Below are 15,749 nucleotides of genomic sequence, written 5' to 3'. Positions count from 1 at the left end.
TGGGGTGATTATGATAATATTTATTTTTATTGAGTGCGGTAACTTATGATTTATAACCAAAATCAGGTATATTTTCCCAACGCTTTTTAAAGTAATGCGCCACTGCTTTAGGACGTCGTTCACGTGTGAAGATACCTTTCTTATTTCCTTGAACTCTGATAATATCCGTAGATGTTTCAAAATCTGCAAAATTCCATGTTTGTTCACCAATAAACTGCGGATATTCATCTATTACTTCGTGGTTTGCTTCATAATATCGAACTTGATACTCTTCAGTAAATAATTCATCACTAATTGCATGTATCCCCGCTACCGTATCCGCTCCATATTCCGTAAACATAATCGGTTTATCTGGTTGTTTTTCAGTCCATCCATCTAATTCTGTTCTCAGGGCTTCTTTAGCTGCTACCAAATCACCTGTTTGTGTATACCATCCATAATATCTATTCAGACATAGTACATCTACTAAATCTTGTACTTGGCATGTGTCTGGTTGCGAAGTTAATATGGTAACTATTGTGACTGGTCGGTGTTGCGGGTCACATGCACGCGCTAAATGAACTAACGGTTCAAAATATGCTTTTGCCCCCGCTTCGGTAGAAGCAGGCTCATTAGCAATGGACCACATGACTACACAAGCATGATTTTTATCACGTTCGATTAACCCTTTAATCACTGATTCATGCGCTTCTTTCGTACCAATTTCTTCAAAAGTATTTCTTAAAGTAACACCAGACAATATCGTGCTAAAGTTAAGATGCACACCAACAGCTGTTGTTTCGTCTATTACTACAATACCTTGTTCATCTGCTAACCGCATCATCTCTTCAGAATATGGATAATGAGACGTTCGGAATGAATTACCACCAATCCACTTAATCAGATTAAAGTCCATTACATTTACAACTTCATTTAAGCCGCGTCCGTTGTAATATGTGTCTTCGTGTTTTCCGAAGCCTTTAAAATAGAATGGTCTATTATTAATTAAAAACTGCCCTTTTTTTACTTCTACAGAACGAATGCCAAAGCGCTCAGCATAACTATCTATTATTTGATTATTATCTAATAGCGTCACTTCTAAATGATATAAGTAAGCATTTAATGGTTCCCATAAGTGAGGTTGCTCTACTTTAATAGAACCGTTAAAACCAGATGTTTCAGCAACAATATGACCTTCTTCATCGATTAATCGAACTAATACTTCATCCACTGTGGCATTTGTAACAACCGTATAACCTACTTCTGCTATATCGCCTTTAAGCTCTGGTATAATTTCAATATCTTCTATAAACGTTCTAGGTGTTGTATAAATTTTAACAGGTCTATGAAGCCCAGCATAGTTAAAGAAATCAAAATTAGGTTTGTTCTTTTTAATTAAATTGCCATCTTTATCTGTCGTTTCACTATAGTCACCAACAGGTAAAGTGGTTTCGTCTAATATATTATTTACACATACTGTTAAGCGATGCTGTCCTGAATAAAACTGGTCATTTAATTCTACTTCAAAGGGCAAGAAGCCACCTTGATGTGATGTAACTTCTTGGCCATCAATATAAACAGTTGCTTTGTGAGTTGCTGAACCAAACCGTAAAACAATGCGCTCATTTGATAAAACTTTAGGTATCGTAAATGTTCTTTCATACCAAACATTTCCAACATGATTACGTATGTTTGTCGTCACGCCTTGGTCATTATACGAACCCGGTACTGCCATCACTAAATCAGTATTTAAGGGTCGTGTTACGTCTATCGTGTCCTGATTACCTTCTAACTTAAACTGCCAAATACCGTTTAAATCAATAATGCTTCTGTGTTCATTCGTTACTGGATATAGCATATCGATGCTCCTCTCATAATATTAAAATGTGAATTATCTATATTTCTTCTCTAAGCGCTAATTCTTTAACAATTTGTTTGTGCTTCTGATCCGTAAGTGGATATGCAAAGAAGAATAAGATCACTGCAATTAAACAAATTGTTGCGGGTACGACAAAGAATAAAACTTTCAAACCAAATATTGTATCTGGTGTCTGAGCCGCATTAGGGACGTAACCAATAATTGTTAACGCCATCCCTGGTATAAAACCTGCTAAACCTTGGGAAATTTTTCTTGTAAAACTATAACTTGCATAAATAATACCTTCAGATCTTAGCCCTGATTGCCATTGTCCATATTCTACAACATCTGCAATAAATGCCCATGTCACCGTATTTGGAATAACTAAAAACAATTGTGCAATCGTATTAATAATTAAAAACGGTACGATTTGTTCTGAAAATAGTGAGAAATTTAATATTTGGAAGATGATAAAACCACTTACACCGATGATCGCTGTCATCTTCTTACCTACTCGTTTACTTAAAAACGTTGTAAGGAACAACGCTGGTATTAATACAATAAAATTCAATGTACTCACAATACCAATTAAGTTATCGAATCCCAGTACGTTTTTGTAATAATACAGTTGTGCACCTTGTTGTAAGAATAAAGCTGTAATCGTTAATAAAGTATAAATGGCTAAGATAATAAATGGTCTATTTTTCAGTAAATTAAAAAACGCTTTACGACCTAGCCCTTTAATTTGAGGACGCTCTACTGTATGACGCTCTTTAACACCTTTATAACACAACATATGTAGCGTCACACCCGCAACCGCAAGAATTCCAACTGCAACTGGGTATCCGATGGCATGATTAGGAAAAAGACTCACTAAAGGAATGATAATAATACCTGAAATAAACATTGCACCTTGCGAACCTAAATTACGAAATACTGATAATTGTGTACGGTCATCCGCATTGATTGTCATTGAAGCAGATAATGAACCATAAGGAATATTAACGATAGAATAAGCAGCGTTAAATAATAAATATGTTCCAAACGCCCAAATAATCTTACCTGTTTCACTTATATCTGGAGAAATAAAGGTCAGCACCGTTAATATTGCTAATGGAATACTGCCATATAATATAAACGGTCTAAACTTCCCACGTTTAGAAAAATTCTTTTGATTGTCAACAAGCGTCCCTACACCCGTATCTACAAAAGCGTCAAAGAACTTAGCCACTAAGAATACCAGTCCACCTATGGCTGATGGAATTCCCAATATATCTGTATAAAAGAGCAGCAAATAGATTTGCCCCATATCAAACATTAGTCCATTCCCTAAATCTCCAAAGCCATAAGATAATTTCTCTTTAAATTTTAATTTTGGTGATTCGATTTCGTTAAATTTTTTCAGCTTAGAATTTGCTGGTTTTAATCTCGCTGTAACCATAAGGATTACCTCTTTCCACTATCGAAATCAAAGTTATGAGCTTTAACTTTGTCATTTCATAGTCAGTTTTAATGATTGTGGCCCTCAATCGTTATATCATCCATAAGTTTGAAAGCGCTTTCTACTATAGATAAATTTTTTTACCCCTATAAATTAATTCGATTTTTATTATCGCGTGTTTACATCTTTAACACATTATTTATAGAGAGCTTACTTTTATTATATTTTTAAAATAATAACAGTCAATGAAATAATAACAACGTTGTTATTATTAAGTAGTTATCTTTTTAATTTCTTTTCATTTTGAACTATAGTTAAAGTCTGTAACAACGCCAATCGAAATTGATACGTTACTTTGTATATTAACCTGAGCGAGATACCTATTATATACCTCTATCTTAATGTGAAGTGGTTTAATTTTAATGTTTTTTTAAAGATATTATCATATTTTTGATATTTTTCTAATTTTATTTACAAATTTTATTTGTAATTATTAATTTTTACGTTTTTTTAACTCAAATTTATTAGTAGAATTCTTTATGCTCTATGCGATATTTCAATGGCGTCACACCATAGTGCTTTTTAAAACATTGAGTGAAGTAACTTTGTTCTTTAAAACCAACATAATTTGAAACTTCAGATACAGTCATTTTTGTGCGTGCTATTAAGTCGCGTCCTTTTTTAACTCTTAAAGTTGTAATAAATTGAGACAGTGACTGATGGCATTCTTGATTAAAAATCCTTGATAAATAACTCGGTGCTAAATCTACATAATTTGCTAACTCATCTAACGTTAAATGTGTATCTAAATTTCTTTCAATATATTGAATCACTTTACTTATTTTAGGACTATACGCGTTTGCTTTTATCTTCATAGCTCTTTCAGCGTATGCTTTAACAATCGAATGCGTTAATTCATCTAATAATTCAATATCCATTGTTTGATCAATCATAGTCGCGAATCTAGCTGAAATTTCATCAATATGAATCAAACTAACCCCTGCTTTTTCACCTGCTTTACGACATAACGTATTAATTAAATATGCTTTATATTGCTCATTTGAAATATCGTCTTTAACTCTTCTCAAACCAGCGACAGATATATTCATATTATTTAAGATGGACAAAGCTTCTTCGACATTACCATTTTCAACCGCTGTCAGTAGCTGATTCTCTAAATGATAACGATATTCTATTTCTTGTAATGTGTAATCAATTTGTGCTTTAGATTCTGCTAATATTGCTTCATTAGTATGAAAACTAAAATCAATATCTACAGTTTCATAAACAATATTTCTCTTCTTTAAAAAGCGAATTGCTAAACGACACATTTTTGTGCTTTAACATGATGGCATAGTGGTACTTTTAATAAATATTGTTTCAGTATCGATAGTTTAGAAATTTTAATGTTCATACTTTGCAACATTTCATTACATTGCCGTTCATTTGGTCTTTTTTCCATATATGGCCCAATAATATAAACTTGTCTGTATTTTTTAAATTTGAAAATTAAAAAACTTACATTGAAACTATTTTTATAATGGTAAATTTTATTGCTGTGCATATGCACGATAAAATGTTTTAATTCGTTTTTAAATTGCTTCCTTGTTGTATTTATAAATGGTGTCTTGATATGGTTACTAATCCCCTTCATGTCATCCATATCATAACCTTCTAATTGAATACTTAATAATTGCAAAGCATGCATTTTCAAAATTTCTAGCGCTTCATCATTCATAAAAAAACACCCCATTCCTTATAATTGTATTATATCTAAATAATAAGGAATAGAGTATCAAATTAATAGAAAATTTCAAAAATGTTTTTCTTTACACTTTATAGACCATTATGATTTAAAACGTTTATAACAATATGGTTTTTTATTTATTTTTCTTTCCAAATTTCAATTTAAATGGTGCATAAAATAGGACGAAAATGAGAACTAAACCTAAATAACCAATTAAAGGATAGAAAATAGCTACAAGGTCTGTAAAGCCTACAAAACTTAAGCATAGTCCTACAAGCACTGTAATGGTATAGAATACTTTAAAACGCATAGAGTCTACTATCGTAAATCGTGTAGCGAATGCGTAAAACATACCTAAACCTGTATTGAAAATCATGCCAAATATCACGATTGCCATAATAACACCAAGTATTGGAGATATATGGTTCACAATGCCTAACATAGGCATTTCCATGTCGCCTACAATGTTAATTTGTGTGAAAATAGCTAAGTGACTTAATACAATCATGACACCTAAGGTTAAACCACCTAGTAGTCCACCAACAGCTGCGAGTTTGCTATTTTTTTCTGCTCCTCCCATAACGATTGCCATAGATGCGCCTACTGCTGTATTAAAAGAAGCATAATTGACACCTGCTACAAACCAATTCGGTAATGTAGATGGTTTAGCATCTGAAATTGTATCCAGTTCAGCAAATGGCACGTTTGTGGTTAAGAAACTATAAACCGAAATAATTAATATAAACAAAATTAAAAAAGGTGTAATATTCCCGATAACCTTAACGACACCTTCTACACGCAACATACCTGCAAGTATAATCAATATAGTCATTAAAATTGTACCGACGATTGATGGAAGTCCAAATTGCTGGTTTAAGTTTGAGCCTGCACCTGCAATCATTACCACGCCTACGCCAAATAAAGTGAAAATAATGACTAAATCAATAACCCAGCCTAGTATTTTTCCAAATAATGTTCCACCTGTGATATTATGTATGACATTTTTATGTGAGTCTGTGTTAAATCGGCTACCTAACCATACTAACATCATCCCCACATAAGCGAATAATGCTGTAGTGATGATCGCACCTAAAGTACCTAAAATACCAAAACTGGTAAAATATTGAAGTACTTCTTGCCCGGAAGCAAAACCAGCACCTACAATGACGCCAATGAAAGCACTTGCGATAAGTAATATTCTTTTCATAATTTCCCCCCTTATTGTGTCTACTATATACAAGTTAAGTGAAATTTCAACTGTAATATATTGATGTCACATTATGCTTTTTTGAAACAAACGCTTAGCATAGCTGTATATTTACGATTTGAAAATCACTATAATTATCTAATTTTATCATTTTATCTGTAAATTATGTTGAAATACCATATACAACTATATTTTTGGTACAAATGTACCAAAACTTCAAACCTATTTTTCAATTGTTATATAAAAAAAGCAGGCTAGAAATCACAAAAACTTTGACTGATTTCATATACCTGCGTTTTAAGCATATTAATTTATTTTAATACCTTTGGTTGACTGTATTTTGTGAAACAAACCCTTAATTTGATTGATAGGTTTGACCTATAGCAGTAAATGCTATAACGCAATCTACGTTTTTATTTCCTTTAATATACTATCTAAGTAAGTATCCACCATCAACCGGTAGGGAAACACCTGTAACATAATCTGACGCTTCACTTGCTAGGAAAATAAGTGGCCCCATTAAATTTTCAGGCACACCCCACTCGCCAGATGGAATATGACTTTTAATTTCTGGACCTCTCACTGGGTCTTCTTCTAATACTCTTGTCATATCTGTTCGAATATAACCTGGAGATAATGCATTAACTTGAATGTTATATTCTGCCAACGCATCTGCATAAGCTTTCGTGATACCTACAACACCATGTTTGCTTGCTGCATATGGAAAAATATTTTTACCTGCGCGGTAGGATTGCATTGAGCCTATATTAATAATTTTTCCTGATTGTTGTTTCGTCATCACTTTAGCCACTTCGTGAGCCATGTAATAAGATGCATTTAAATTGATATCAATTACTTTTTGCCAATCTTCATCTTTAAAGTCTATTACATTATTTCTAATCTGCACACCAGCATTATTGACAAGAATATCTATATTTCCCCAAGTAGTTACCGCTTCATCAACTACTTTTTGAGCAGCGCCTTGTTTCGTGATATCTTGTTGTATAAATGCTATATTGCCTTCATGATCATTTACCATTTGCTTTAAATATTCCCAAGATTGTGTCGATGAACTGACGATAGTTACATTTGCACCATACATTGTTAAAGCAATGGTATAATACATGCCTAATCCACGCGCGCCCCCCGTTACAATAGCGTTCTTGCCTTTTAAAGAAAAACTATTCAAATCAAATTTTGTCATCATTTACGCCTCTTTTCTCAATATTAATGATTTCTTTTAAAAAAAGTCCTTAACTATATCATACTGTTAAGGACTTAAAAAACAACTATTCATTCATACTGCTGTACTGAATATGACATTATACAAAAATACTTAGTATTAAAATAAACACGAGTCCTGAAACAGAAATCACCGTTTCAAGTAATGACCATGTTAAAAATGTCTCTTTCACAGTTAAACCGAAATATTCTTTAAACATCCAGAAACCTGCGTCATTCACGTGAGATAAAATAACACTACCAGCGCCAATCGCTAATACGACCAATGCAACGTTAACATCAGATGCTTGTAGTAGTGGTAACACAATACCTGTTGATGAAATCGCAGCTACTGTAGATGAACCTAAGGCAATTCTTAAAACAGCTGCAACGACCCACGCTAAAAGAATTGGTGACATTTCAGTACCTTCAAACATTTTAGCTATTGTGTCACCAACTCCGCCGTCGATAAGTACTTGTTTAAAAGTACCGCCACCACCAATAATTAGGATCATCATACCTATTGGATAGATGGCATTAGAAACTGAGTCCATTATTTCTGAATTTTTTCTACCTTGTTTCACACCCATCGTAATAATAGCAAATAATACTGCAATTAACATTGCTGTGCCTGCTGTACCTATAAAGTAAATGAATGATTCAAATCCATTCGTTGCTTCTTCATTACCAGTTATTAACTGAACGATAGTGGCTAGTAACATTAAAATAACTGGTGATATTGCAGTTAATAAACTAATTCCAAATCCTGGCATTTCAGATTCTGAAAATTCCTTTTGTGCGCCTAAAGCTGAAATGTCGCCTTCTCGGCTATAGGCAGAAGGTGTAATCTTTTGTGCTACTTTATTAAATAATGGTCCAGCCACAATTGTAACTGGAATCGCAATAATAATACCATAAAGTAATACATGTCCTAAGTTAGCTTGTAACTCTTTTGCAATAACCACTGGACCTGGATGTGGTGGTAAGAAACCATGTGTAACAGATAACGCCACAACCATTGGTAAGCCAAGTTTTAATTGTGAAACGTTAGCACGTTTAGCTATCGTAAATACTAATGGAATTAATAATACGAGTCCAACTTCAAAGAAAAGCGCTATACCTACAATGAAAGCTGCAACAAGCATTGCCCATTGTACATGTTTATGACCAAATTTTTTAATAAGTGTGTCAGCAATTCTTGTAGCGCCTCCGCCGTCAGCTAATAATTTACCTAATATAGCCCCTAAACCAAAAATCAACGCAATATGACCTAATGTACTACCCATACCGTTTTCAATGGTTTCAATAATTTTATCTAAAGGCATACCAAGTAAAATTGCAGTGATAATAGATGTAATAATAAGTGAAATAAATGTATTCAATTTTAAGAAAATAATAAGTGATAATAATACGACAATCCCTATAACCACAGTAATTAATGGCCAAATTGTTTCAAACATAATCGTTCTCCCTTTCAACACTGAAAACATCATCGTAAAGATATCAAACCGACTCTCTTTTTGATAACGCTTACTTTCGTGTTTAAAATTTTTATTTTTCTATTATGGTTAAAAGTACAGCTATAAATAGCTCTAGCCCAACTAGATGATTCAGTTCTATTTATAGCCTGTCTTTTATTTAATCTCTTTCTATTTTTGTTCCTTGTCTTTAGTTATATGTTCACGCTGAAACGTAGCGATTTCAGCATAACGGTCTTCTAAAGAGCGGCTTAAATTGATAAATATTGAAATCAGTTTCTGGTAAATTTTCACATTATCTTGATTAGGTTTATGATCATTTGTAGTTCCAACCATTTCTTCGATAATAGAAAAATCATCAATTTCACCAAGTGCTTTCATACCAAGCACGCAAGCGCCTAGACATGAACTTTCATAACTTTCAGGAACAATTAAATTAGTGTCAAAGATATCAGCCATCATTTGACGCCAAACTTCACTTTTCGCAAAACCGCCTGTTGCTTTTATTGTTGAAGGTGTTTCGTTCATCACTTCTATCAAAGCTAAATAAACGGTATAAAGGTTATAAAGCACACCTTCTAAAGCTGCTCTAATCATATGTTCTTTTTGGTGCGTTAAGGTTAAGCCAAAAAATGAACCTCTTGCGTCTGCATTCCATAACGGCGCACGTTCCCCTGCTAAATATGGGTGGAATATTAATCCATCTGCACCCGGTTTAACTCGGTTCGCAATTTTAGTAAGTACATCATATGGATCGACACCTAAACGTTTTGCCGTTTCGACCTCGCTTGCCAATAATTCATCTCGTAGCCAACGTAATACCACACCGCCGTTATTGACTGGACCACCAATTACATAATGATTTTCGGTTAATACATAACAGAAAATTCTTCCCTTGTAATCTGTGCGTGGTTGATCTATCACAGTTCTAATTGCGCCTGAAGTACCGATTGTGACAGCAACTTCTCCTTTTTTAAAAGCGTTGACACCTAAATTAGAAAGTACACCATCGCTTGCACCAACAACAATTGGTGTATCTTCATCTATGCCCATTAATGTTGCATAACGACGTTTCATTCCCTTTAAAATATGTGTCGTTGGAACAACTTTAGGTAACTGTGATGCACTAATACCTAATAATCTTAAAGCCGCTTTATCCCAATCTAAATCTTCAAGATTAAACATACCTGTTGATGAAGCCATTGATTGATCAATCACATACTCTTCAAATAATTGATAAAAAATATAAGTCTTGATATCAGCAAATATGGCTGTTTGGTTATATATTTCTTGTTGTTCATGTTTCATCCAAAATATTTTAGATAACGGAGACATAGGATGAATCGGCGTACCTGTTCTTCTATATATTGCATCGCCATCGTGTTTTTCCTTAATTTCTTCTGCGTATTTAATCGCACGGTTATCAGCCCATGTTAAATTTTCAGTTAATCGTTCATTACTCGCGTTCATTGCAATCAAACTATGCATTTGCGCACTAAATGAAATTAATTTCAAATCTTTTTTATCGATGTTCGCTTCTCTCATTACATATTTGATGGTCATTAACACGGCATCGAACAGTTCATCAGGATTTTCTTCTGAAACTTCTACGTTTGGTGTGTGTAAAGGATAACCGATATTATGTTTCATTATGAATTGTCCTTTTTCATCATAAAGGACAGCTTTAGTACTTGTAGTACCTATATCAACGCCAATCATATATTTCATGATTTTACCTCCTACTATCACTTCTTATTTTAACCAAAAACTATCAATATCTTCCCCAACGTCATCAAAGTTCAAATGAAATGCATTTCTAAGTTTTGTTGCATCTTTATCTGCAATCGCATCAATAAATACTTCGTGATTATGGTGGATTCGTTCAAAGTCTTCAGGTTTTTTATTCATACGTTCACGCATTGATAATAAAATAAGCGCTTCCATCACTGGCCTTAAGTTATTCCAAAACGTTTTCAAGTATTGATGCTTTGAAGCTAATATGGTTACTTCATGAAATTTCATATCATGCACTGTAAATGCTTCTGCATCCTCAAATTTCACAGCAACTTTCATCATCTCGAGCTGTTTTCGCATCTCTTTAACAATTTGTTTGTGATTACTTGCTTTAATTTTATTAAATGCAAAAGATTCTAACATAATTCTTAGATCATATAGTTCTTTCTTTTCATTATCATTAAATGGCAAGACATCTGCGCCCATACGCTCTAAATTAATTAATTGATCTTGTTTAAGTAGCTTAAACGCGTCTCTAACTGGAGAACGACTGACATTAAATTCTTTAGCGATTTGGTTTTCAGTCAGCAGTGTATCTGGCGTAATTGTCCCATCAACAATCCTCAAACGTATTTCTGAAGCAATCATTTCACCTTTAGATACACCTTCAAGCCATTGTTCTGGATATAAATATTTCACCGCGCCGTCACCTCATTATCAATTCGATATACTTGTATACAAGTATATTAATATACAAGCAACAAAAATGCAAACGCTTGCACTTTAAAATTCACGTCTTTATTTCACAAAAAAAGCGGCATGCCTAATTTGAATAGACATACCACTTTTTTAATATTAATTATTTGATTGAGCTCAATGTGTACCATTACACGCTCATTAATGTATTTGATTACAGTAACAGGATGACCTATTACCTTAATCGTACAAAATAACTTAAGTTAACGAATACAAGTTTGGGTTAAAAAATCTTGCCTTAGTTCAGACAGTAACTTAATTGTCAAAAACTTCAGTATGGATATTTTGCATTTTACTTTCAACCGTCGTTATTTCATTTGCACATTGTTTTAGAACTTCTCTATAATCTTCAGTATTCTTTTGATTTTTATAACGAATCTTGTGCTCTAAACTCGCCCACATATCCATACCAATTGTTCTAATTTGAATTTCTACTGGCACCTTTTCTACAGAGTGAGCTAGAAATACTGGTATTGAGACTACAATATGCAAACTTCTGTAACCGTTACCTTTCGGCGTTTTTATATAATCTTTACGCTTTATAAGTTGCACATCCGCTTGTTTTAACAATAGTTCTTCGATTACATAAATATCATCCATATAATTGCAAACAACTCTAATACCCGCAATGTCTAAAATGTACTCTTTAGCTGATTCAGTATTAATTGGATAACCTTTTCGGTCTAATTTTTTAATCAAACTTCTCATTTCTTTGACTCGGCGTTCCATATGATGAATTGGATTATGCTTATACATTTGTTTGAAATGATCATCTAAGATATCAAGTTTAGTACTGATTTCTTTAAGTGCAGAAGAATACAATTGTTCTAAAGATACAAAATCGATAACCATTTCAAATGCTTCTTCGTAGTTGTTTATATAGGCCAAACTCTCTTTAAATTCTGCTTTTAAATCATCCATATTTAGAGTAGGCTTGCGTTCAATGTACATAAATCGTACCTCCATAACTCTCACTTTATAAATATTATAGCTAAATTAAAATACATTTAAAATAAAATAGTATATAAATCAGCCATAATATTAGACTATTGAGACTAAGATATAAAGGAATTATTATCTTAGGGGGCATATCATATTAACAGTAGACAACTGTAAATACACGTGTATGCGAACGAACACTTTAAGTGACTTTCAAACGCCCACGCTCATAGTCATTTTTGATATTACTCATCCTTTTTGTGTTCAATGATTTCAGTTTTTCTATTATCTGCGATATTGCGTGCGCGTTTCATAGCATCTTCTTTTTTATCAAAGCTATCAGAAGCTTGTTTCGCATCTTCTGATTTTATTTTCCAAGCATCGTCTTCATAATACACATGTACGTCCTTATTATTTAATTTTGGATTGCTTGATTCATCTTTTTCATGTACTGTAATTTTTTTATTTTTCAACTCTTCTAATTCTTTTTTAGAAGCCGTTTGATACCAATTTTCTGCTTGTTTGGTCGCAATTGGTATCGTATTTTCTTCTTTATAGCCATCCTTTAACATCGCATTACCAATATCTATAGCTTTCTTCCGTTCTAAGGGCTCCATGTTTTTCCAACTTTGTGGGTAATCTTCCATAGTCCAAGGCATAAATTAAAAACCTCCTGATTATATTTATTAGTTTTCTTTTACCACCTTTTGTTTAAACTAATCAATCCTATGCTATTTAAATTTAATGAATTGTAAAATCAATATGATTTATCTTTGATTTATCGGGAATTAATTATAGGAAGTGTAATAGTTAAAAAAGGAGGTCAAACTAACATGAAGGTCACAATCGGGTTAATACCATCTCCTGACATGCCACATAAACTCATCAACAAAATATATTCTGAACTCCCAAAGGATTTTAAAAATCACGTTGATTCAGAGGTTGAGTGGCAGTTTGATATGCATATAGCATCTATGATTGGTACTGCTGAACATATGGATAAAGCCTTAGATATCGCTGCTAATATTAAAAAGCAAAAAAATTGGAATTATACTATTTGTATCACTGATTTACCTAATTTTTCTAAAAACAAAAGTGCGTTATGTGACGTGGATTTTGATAATAAAACGGCTTTATTATCACTACCAGCATTAGGTGCTTTTAAATTAAAAAATAAATTACGAGAATGTTTAATTTTTATAATTGAGTACTTGCATACTCCAGATAAAAATCAATTTGATTTAAATTCCAAATATTTTAAGCTAACTCAGTTTAATGAAGTCATTCCTAATGAGAAGAAATCACATCATAAATCACGCGTTATTGCTAAATCAACTATACTAGGTTGGTTTCATTTAATTTGTGGCATGACTTATGCCAATGAACCATGGTCTGCCATTTTTGATTTTAAAAAAATTATTTCTGTTTCTTTTGCTACAGGTACTTATATAGCCATTTTTTCTACACCATGGGATATCAGCTTAGATTATAGTTATTGGCGCTTTATTTTATTGATGTTTCTTTCTATTTTTGGAATGGTTGGTTGGTTGATATACTCGTACAAATTATGGGAACGACCAAGTCCGAACACGCAAAAACTTTATCGCTTTATATATAATATAACGACTTTTGCGACGCTTTCGACCATTACATTTTTCAACTTTATAGCGCTCTATATTCTATTAACTGTAAGTACATTGTTATTTGTACCACCAGAATTGTTTTCAAACTGGACGTCATTAAATAGCAAAGAACCTACTGTACTCAATTATATTAACTTAATCTGGTTTATAACTTCTCTAGGTATATTGGCAGGTGCTATGGGATCCACTGTTGAAAATGCTGAAAAAATTAAAAGAGTAACTTATTCCTTCAGACAATATTATAGAGCTAAGTCATTAGAACAAGAAGATGAAAATAACTCTAGTGACTATGCTCAAGATGATTATTATGAAGGAAAGAAACAATCACACCACGAGGAGGGATTAAATGAGCACGACAGTCGCTAAAATAGGTATTGTTGCCGCGCCAGGTATCTCTGAAAAAATTGCACGTAATCTTGAAATAGATTTACCGAATATACTCAGCAACCAATACGACAATTCAATTGAGTGGAAAGTTGAAACAGTCATCGACCCTTTAACAGGCTCTGCTGAAACGGTTCATGATATTTTTACTAAAATCACTGACTACCAAGATAACAATAATTGGAAATATACGATTGGGCTCACTGATTTGCCTGTCATTGAACAACAAAAGGTGGTTGCTATTGATATTAATAGACAAAATGGCGCTAGTTTAATTTCTTTACCTGCTTATGGATGGCGTCCTATCAAAAAACGTATTCAAAATTCTATTTTAGCTACGCTTCAAGCCATCGATGAATTTAAAAATCCAGAAAAAAATAGCGAACATCATCGGGGCATGCAGCTTATGAATGCTCAATTCCCTTTATCGAATTTACAAGCGCGTACTGTTTATTTTAAAGATACTACTTCTCAACATACACAGTATTATGTCTCTTCTCGAGCCAAAGGTATGTTTCGTTTAGTTAGTGGCATGACATTTGCTAACAACCCATCCAATATGCTGAAAAGCCTAAGTAGCGTTGTCGCAATTGCATTTACCACAGGCGCATTCGGTATTATTTTCACTACTATGTGGAACTTAAGTTTTGCGTATGCTGGATGGCGGCTGCTATTGATGATGCTTGCCGCTATATTCGGAATGATGATTTGGATGATTGTCGCTCATGGCTTATGGGAATCTAAAAAAGAAAGTAATAATAAAAGGATCACAACGTTATACAATTTAACTACGACTATGACTTTAACTGTTTCTGTAATGATTTATTATACTATTCTATTCATACTATTTTTAATCGCTGCGTTAATCGTGCTCCCATCGGGTTATTTAGGACAAACGTTACAATTAAAAACATCTGCAAATTTAACAATATATATAAAGCTTGCTTGGTTTGCGGCATCTATTTCAACCGTAGCTGGTGCAATTGGTGTAGGATTAAATAACGAAGCACTCATACTTGAAAGTACTTATGGTTATAGACAAAAGCAACGTTACAAACAGTTACATGAAGAACAACAACAATCAAAAGAGCAACAAAAACAAACACAAAAAGATATTCAAGAGAAAAAACAAGAAGAAGAACAAAAAGCGAGAGAACAAAGTGATTCTAATTAAATTTCAGACTACAGTGAGGCTCACCTCGTTTTATTTCAATGCTTATCCTATATAAATCAACCGAGTTAGCCCGAGTGATATGATTGTTTTAAATTTATTTAATTGCTTTTATCATATGAATCTATATTATGTCTTTCACTATAGCGTTGTCGTTATTTAAACACAAAAAGTCACCTCCATGACATATG

At 33.1% G+C, this 15,749-nt stretch carries 11 protein-coding genes and 1 pseudogene; 2 read left to right on the top strand and 10 right to left on the bottom strand.

Translation table 11 applies throughout. From position 1 onward, the window contains the following. Positions 1-43: 43 nt before the first annotated feature. The 10 genes and pseudogenes from uidA to BJG89_RS02765 form a co-directional block, all read right to left on the bottom strand. A complete protein-coding gene (gene uidA, locus BJG89_RS02810; RefSeq protein WP_096808449.1) occupies positions 44-1,837 on the bottom strand; it encodes a beta-glucuronidase in 1,794 nt (597 codons plus the stop codon). A gap of 37 nt (positions 1,838-1,874) precedes the next feature. Continuing rightward, positions 1,875-3,278 carry an MFS transporter gene (locus BJG89_RS02805; protein WP_096808448.1) on the bottom strand — a complete coding sequence of 468 codons (1,404 nt, stop codon included), beginning with the start codon at positions 3,276-3,278 and terminating at the stop codon, positions 1,875-1,877. A 524-nt stretch (positions 3,279-3,802) separates the two neighbouring features. Next, positions 3,803-5,016, bottom strand: a pseudogene (locus BJG89_RS02800) (helix-turn-helix domain-containing protein). Positions 5,017-5,158: 142 nt separating this feature from the next. After that, positions 5,159-6,232 (bottom strand): YkvI family membrane protein, encoded by a 1,074-nt coding sequence (locus tag BJG89_RS02795; protein WP_096808447.1) that lies wholly within the window; start codon positions 6,230-6,232, stop codon positions 5,159-5,161. 430 nt (positions 6,233-6,662) lie between these two features. Further along, complete coding sequence (locus BJG89_RS02790) at positions 6,663-7,439, bottom strand: SDR family oxidoreductase (protein ID WP_432814056.1); 777 nt, start codon at positions 7,437-7,439, stop codon at positions 6,663-6,665. A gap of 115 nt (positions 7,440-7,554) precedes the next feature. After that, positions 7,555-8,913, bottom strand: coding sequence for a gluconate:H+ symporter (locus BJG89_RS02785; RefSeq protein ID WP_096808445.1), 1,359 nt, complete (start codon positions 8,911-8,913; stop codon positions 7,555-7,557). 189 nt (positions 8,914-9,102) lie between these two features. Continuing rightward, positions 9,103-10,659 carry a gluconokinase gene (gntK, locus tag BJG89_RS02780; protein ID WP_096808444.1) on the bottom strand — a complete coding sequence of 519 codons (1,557 nt, stop codon included), beginning with the start codon at positions 10,657-10,659 and terminating at the stop codon, positions 9,103-9,105. A 24-nt stretch (positions 10,660-10,683) separates the two neighbouring features. Further along, positions 10,684-11,364 (bottom strand): GntR family transcriptional regulator, encoded by a 681-nt coding sequence (locus BJG89_RS02775; protein WP_096808443.1) that lies wholly within the window; start codon positions 11,362-11,364, stop codon positions 10,684-10,686. 312 nt (positions 11,365-11,676) lie between these two features. Beyond that, positions 11,677-12,372: a GTP pyrophosphokinase gene (locus BJG89_RS02770; RefSeq protein ID WP_096808442.1), complete on the bottom strand. Its 696-nt coding sequence runs from the start codon at positions 12,370-12,372 to the stop codon at positions 11,677-11,679. Positions 12,373-12,605: 233 nt separating this feature from the next. Then, entirely contained in the window at positions 12,606-13,019 is a 414-nt protein-coding gene (locus BJG89_RS02765) for a DUF2188 domain-containing protein (RefSeq protein ID WP_096808441.1), read from the bottom strand. Positions 13,020-13,193: 174 nt separating this feature from the next. Here BJG89_RS02765 and BJG89_RS02760 point away from each other — a divergent pair, with 174 nt between their 5' ends. After that, positions 13,194-14,369 (top strand): hypothetical protein, encoded by a 1,176-nt coding sequence (locus tag BJG89_RS02760; protein ID WP_096808440.1) that lies wholly within the window; start codon positions 13,194-13,196, stop codon positions 14,367-14,369. After that, positions 14,350-15,561: a 5,10-methylene-tetrahydrofolate dehydrogenase gene (locus tag BJG89_RS02755; protein WP_096808439.1), complete on the top strand. Its 1,212-nt coding sequence runs from the start codon at positions 14,350-14,352 to the stop codon at positions 15,559-15,561. The genes BJG89_RS02760 and BJG89_RS02755 overlap by 20 nt, the downstream gene beginning before the upstream one ends. Positions 15,562-15,749 lie beyond the last annotated feature (188 nt).

Origin of the sequence: Staphylococcus nepalensis (assembly GCF_002442935.1) — a bacterium.
Taxonomy (GTDB): domain Bacteria; phylum Bacillota; class Bacilli; order Staphylococcales; family Staphylococcaceae; genus Staphylococcus; species Staphylococcus nepalensis.
The sequence above is the reverse complement of the archived record's forward strand: the minus strand, read 5'-3'. Positions and strand labels throughout refer to the sequence as shown.

Excerpts from the sequence above, each read along its gene's own strand:
- uidA (WP_096808449.1), bottom strand. The coding sequence starts at position 1,837 with ATGCTATATCCAGTAACGAATGAACACAGAAGCATTATTGATTTAAAC.
- BJG89_RS02805 (WP_096808448.1), bottom strand. The coding sequence starts at position 3,278 with ATGGTTACAGCGAGATTAAAACCAGCAAATTCTAAGCTGAAAAAATTT.
- BJG89_RS02795 (WP_096808447.1), bottom strand. The coding sequence starts at position 6,232 with ATGAAAAGAATATTACTTATCGCAAGTGCTTTCATTGGCGTCATTGTA.
- BJG89_RS02790 (WP_432814056.1), bottom strand. The coding sequence starts at position 7,439 with ATGATGACAAAATTTGATTTGAATAGTTTTTCTTTAAAAGGCAAGAAC.
- BJG89_RS02785 (WP_096808445.1), bottom strand. The coding sequence starts at position 8,913 with ATGTTTGAAACAATTTGGCCATTAATTACTGTGGTTATAGGGATTGTC.
- gntK (WP_096808444.1), bottom strand. The coding sequence starts at position 10,659 with ATGAAATATATGATTGGCGTTGATATAGGTACTACAAGTACTAAAGCT.
- BJG89_RS02770 (WP_096808442.1), bottom strand. The coding sequence starts at position 12,372 with ATGTACATTGAACGCAAGCCTACTCTAAATATGGATGATTTAAAAGCA.
- BJG89_RS02765 (WP_096808441.1), bottom strand. The coding sequence starts at position 13,019 with ATGCCTTGGACTATGGAAGATTACCCACAAAGTTGGAAAAACATGGAG.
- BJG89_RS02760 (WP_096808440.1), top strand. The coding sequence starts at position 13,194 with ATGAAGGTCACAATCGGGTTAATACCATCTCCTGACATGCCACATAAA.
- BJG89_RS02755 (WP_096808439.1), top strand. The coding sequence starts at position 14,350 with ATGAGCACGACAGTCGCTAAAATAGGTATTGTTGCCGCGCCAGGTATC.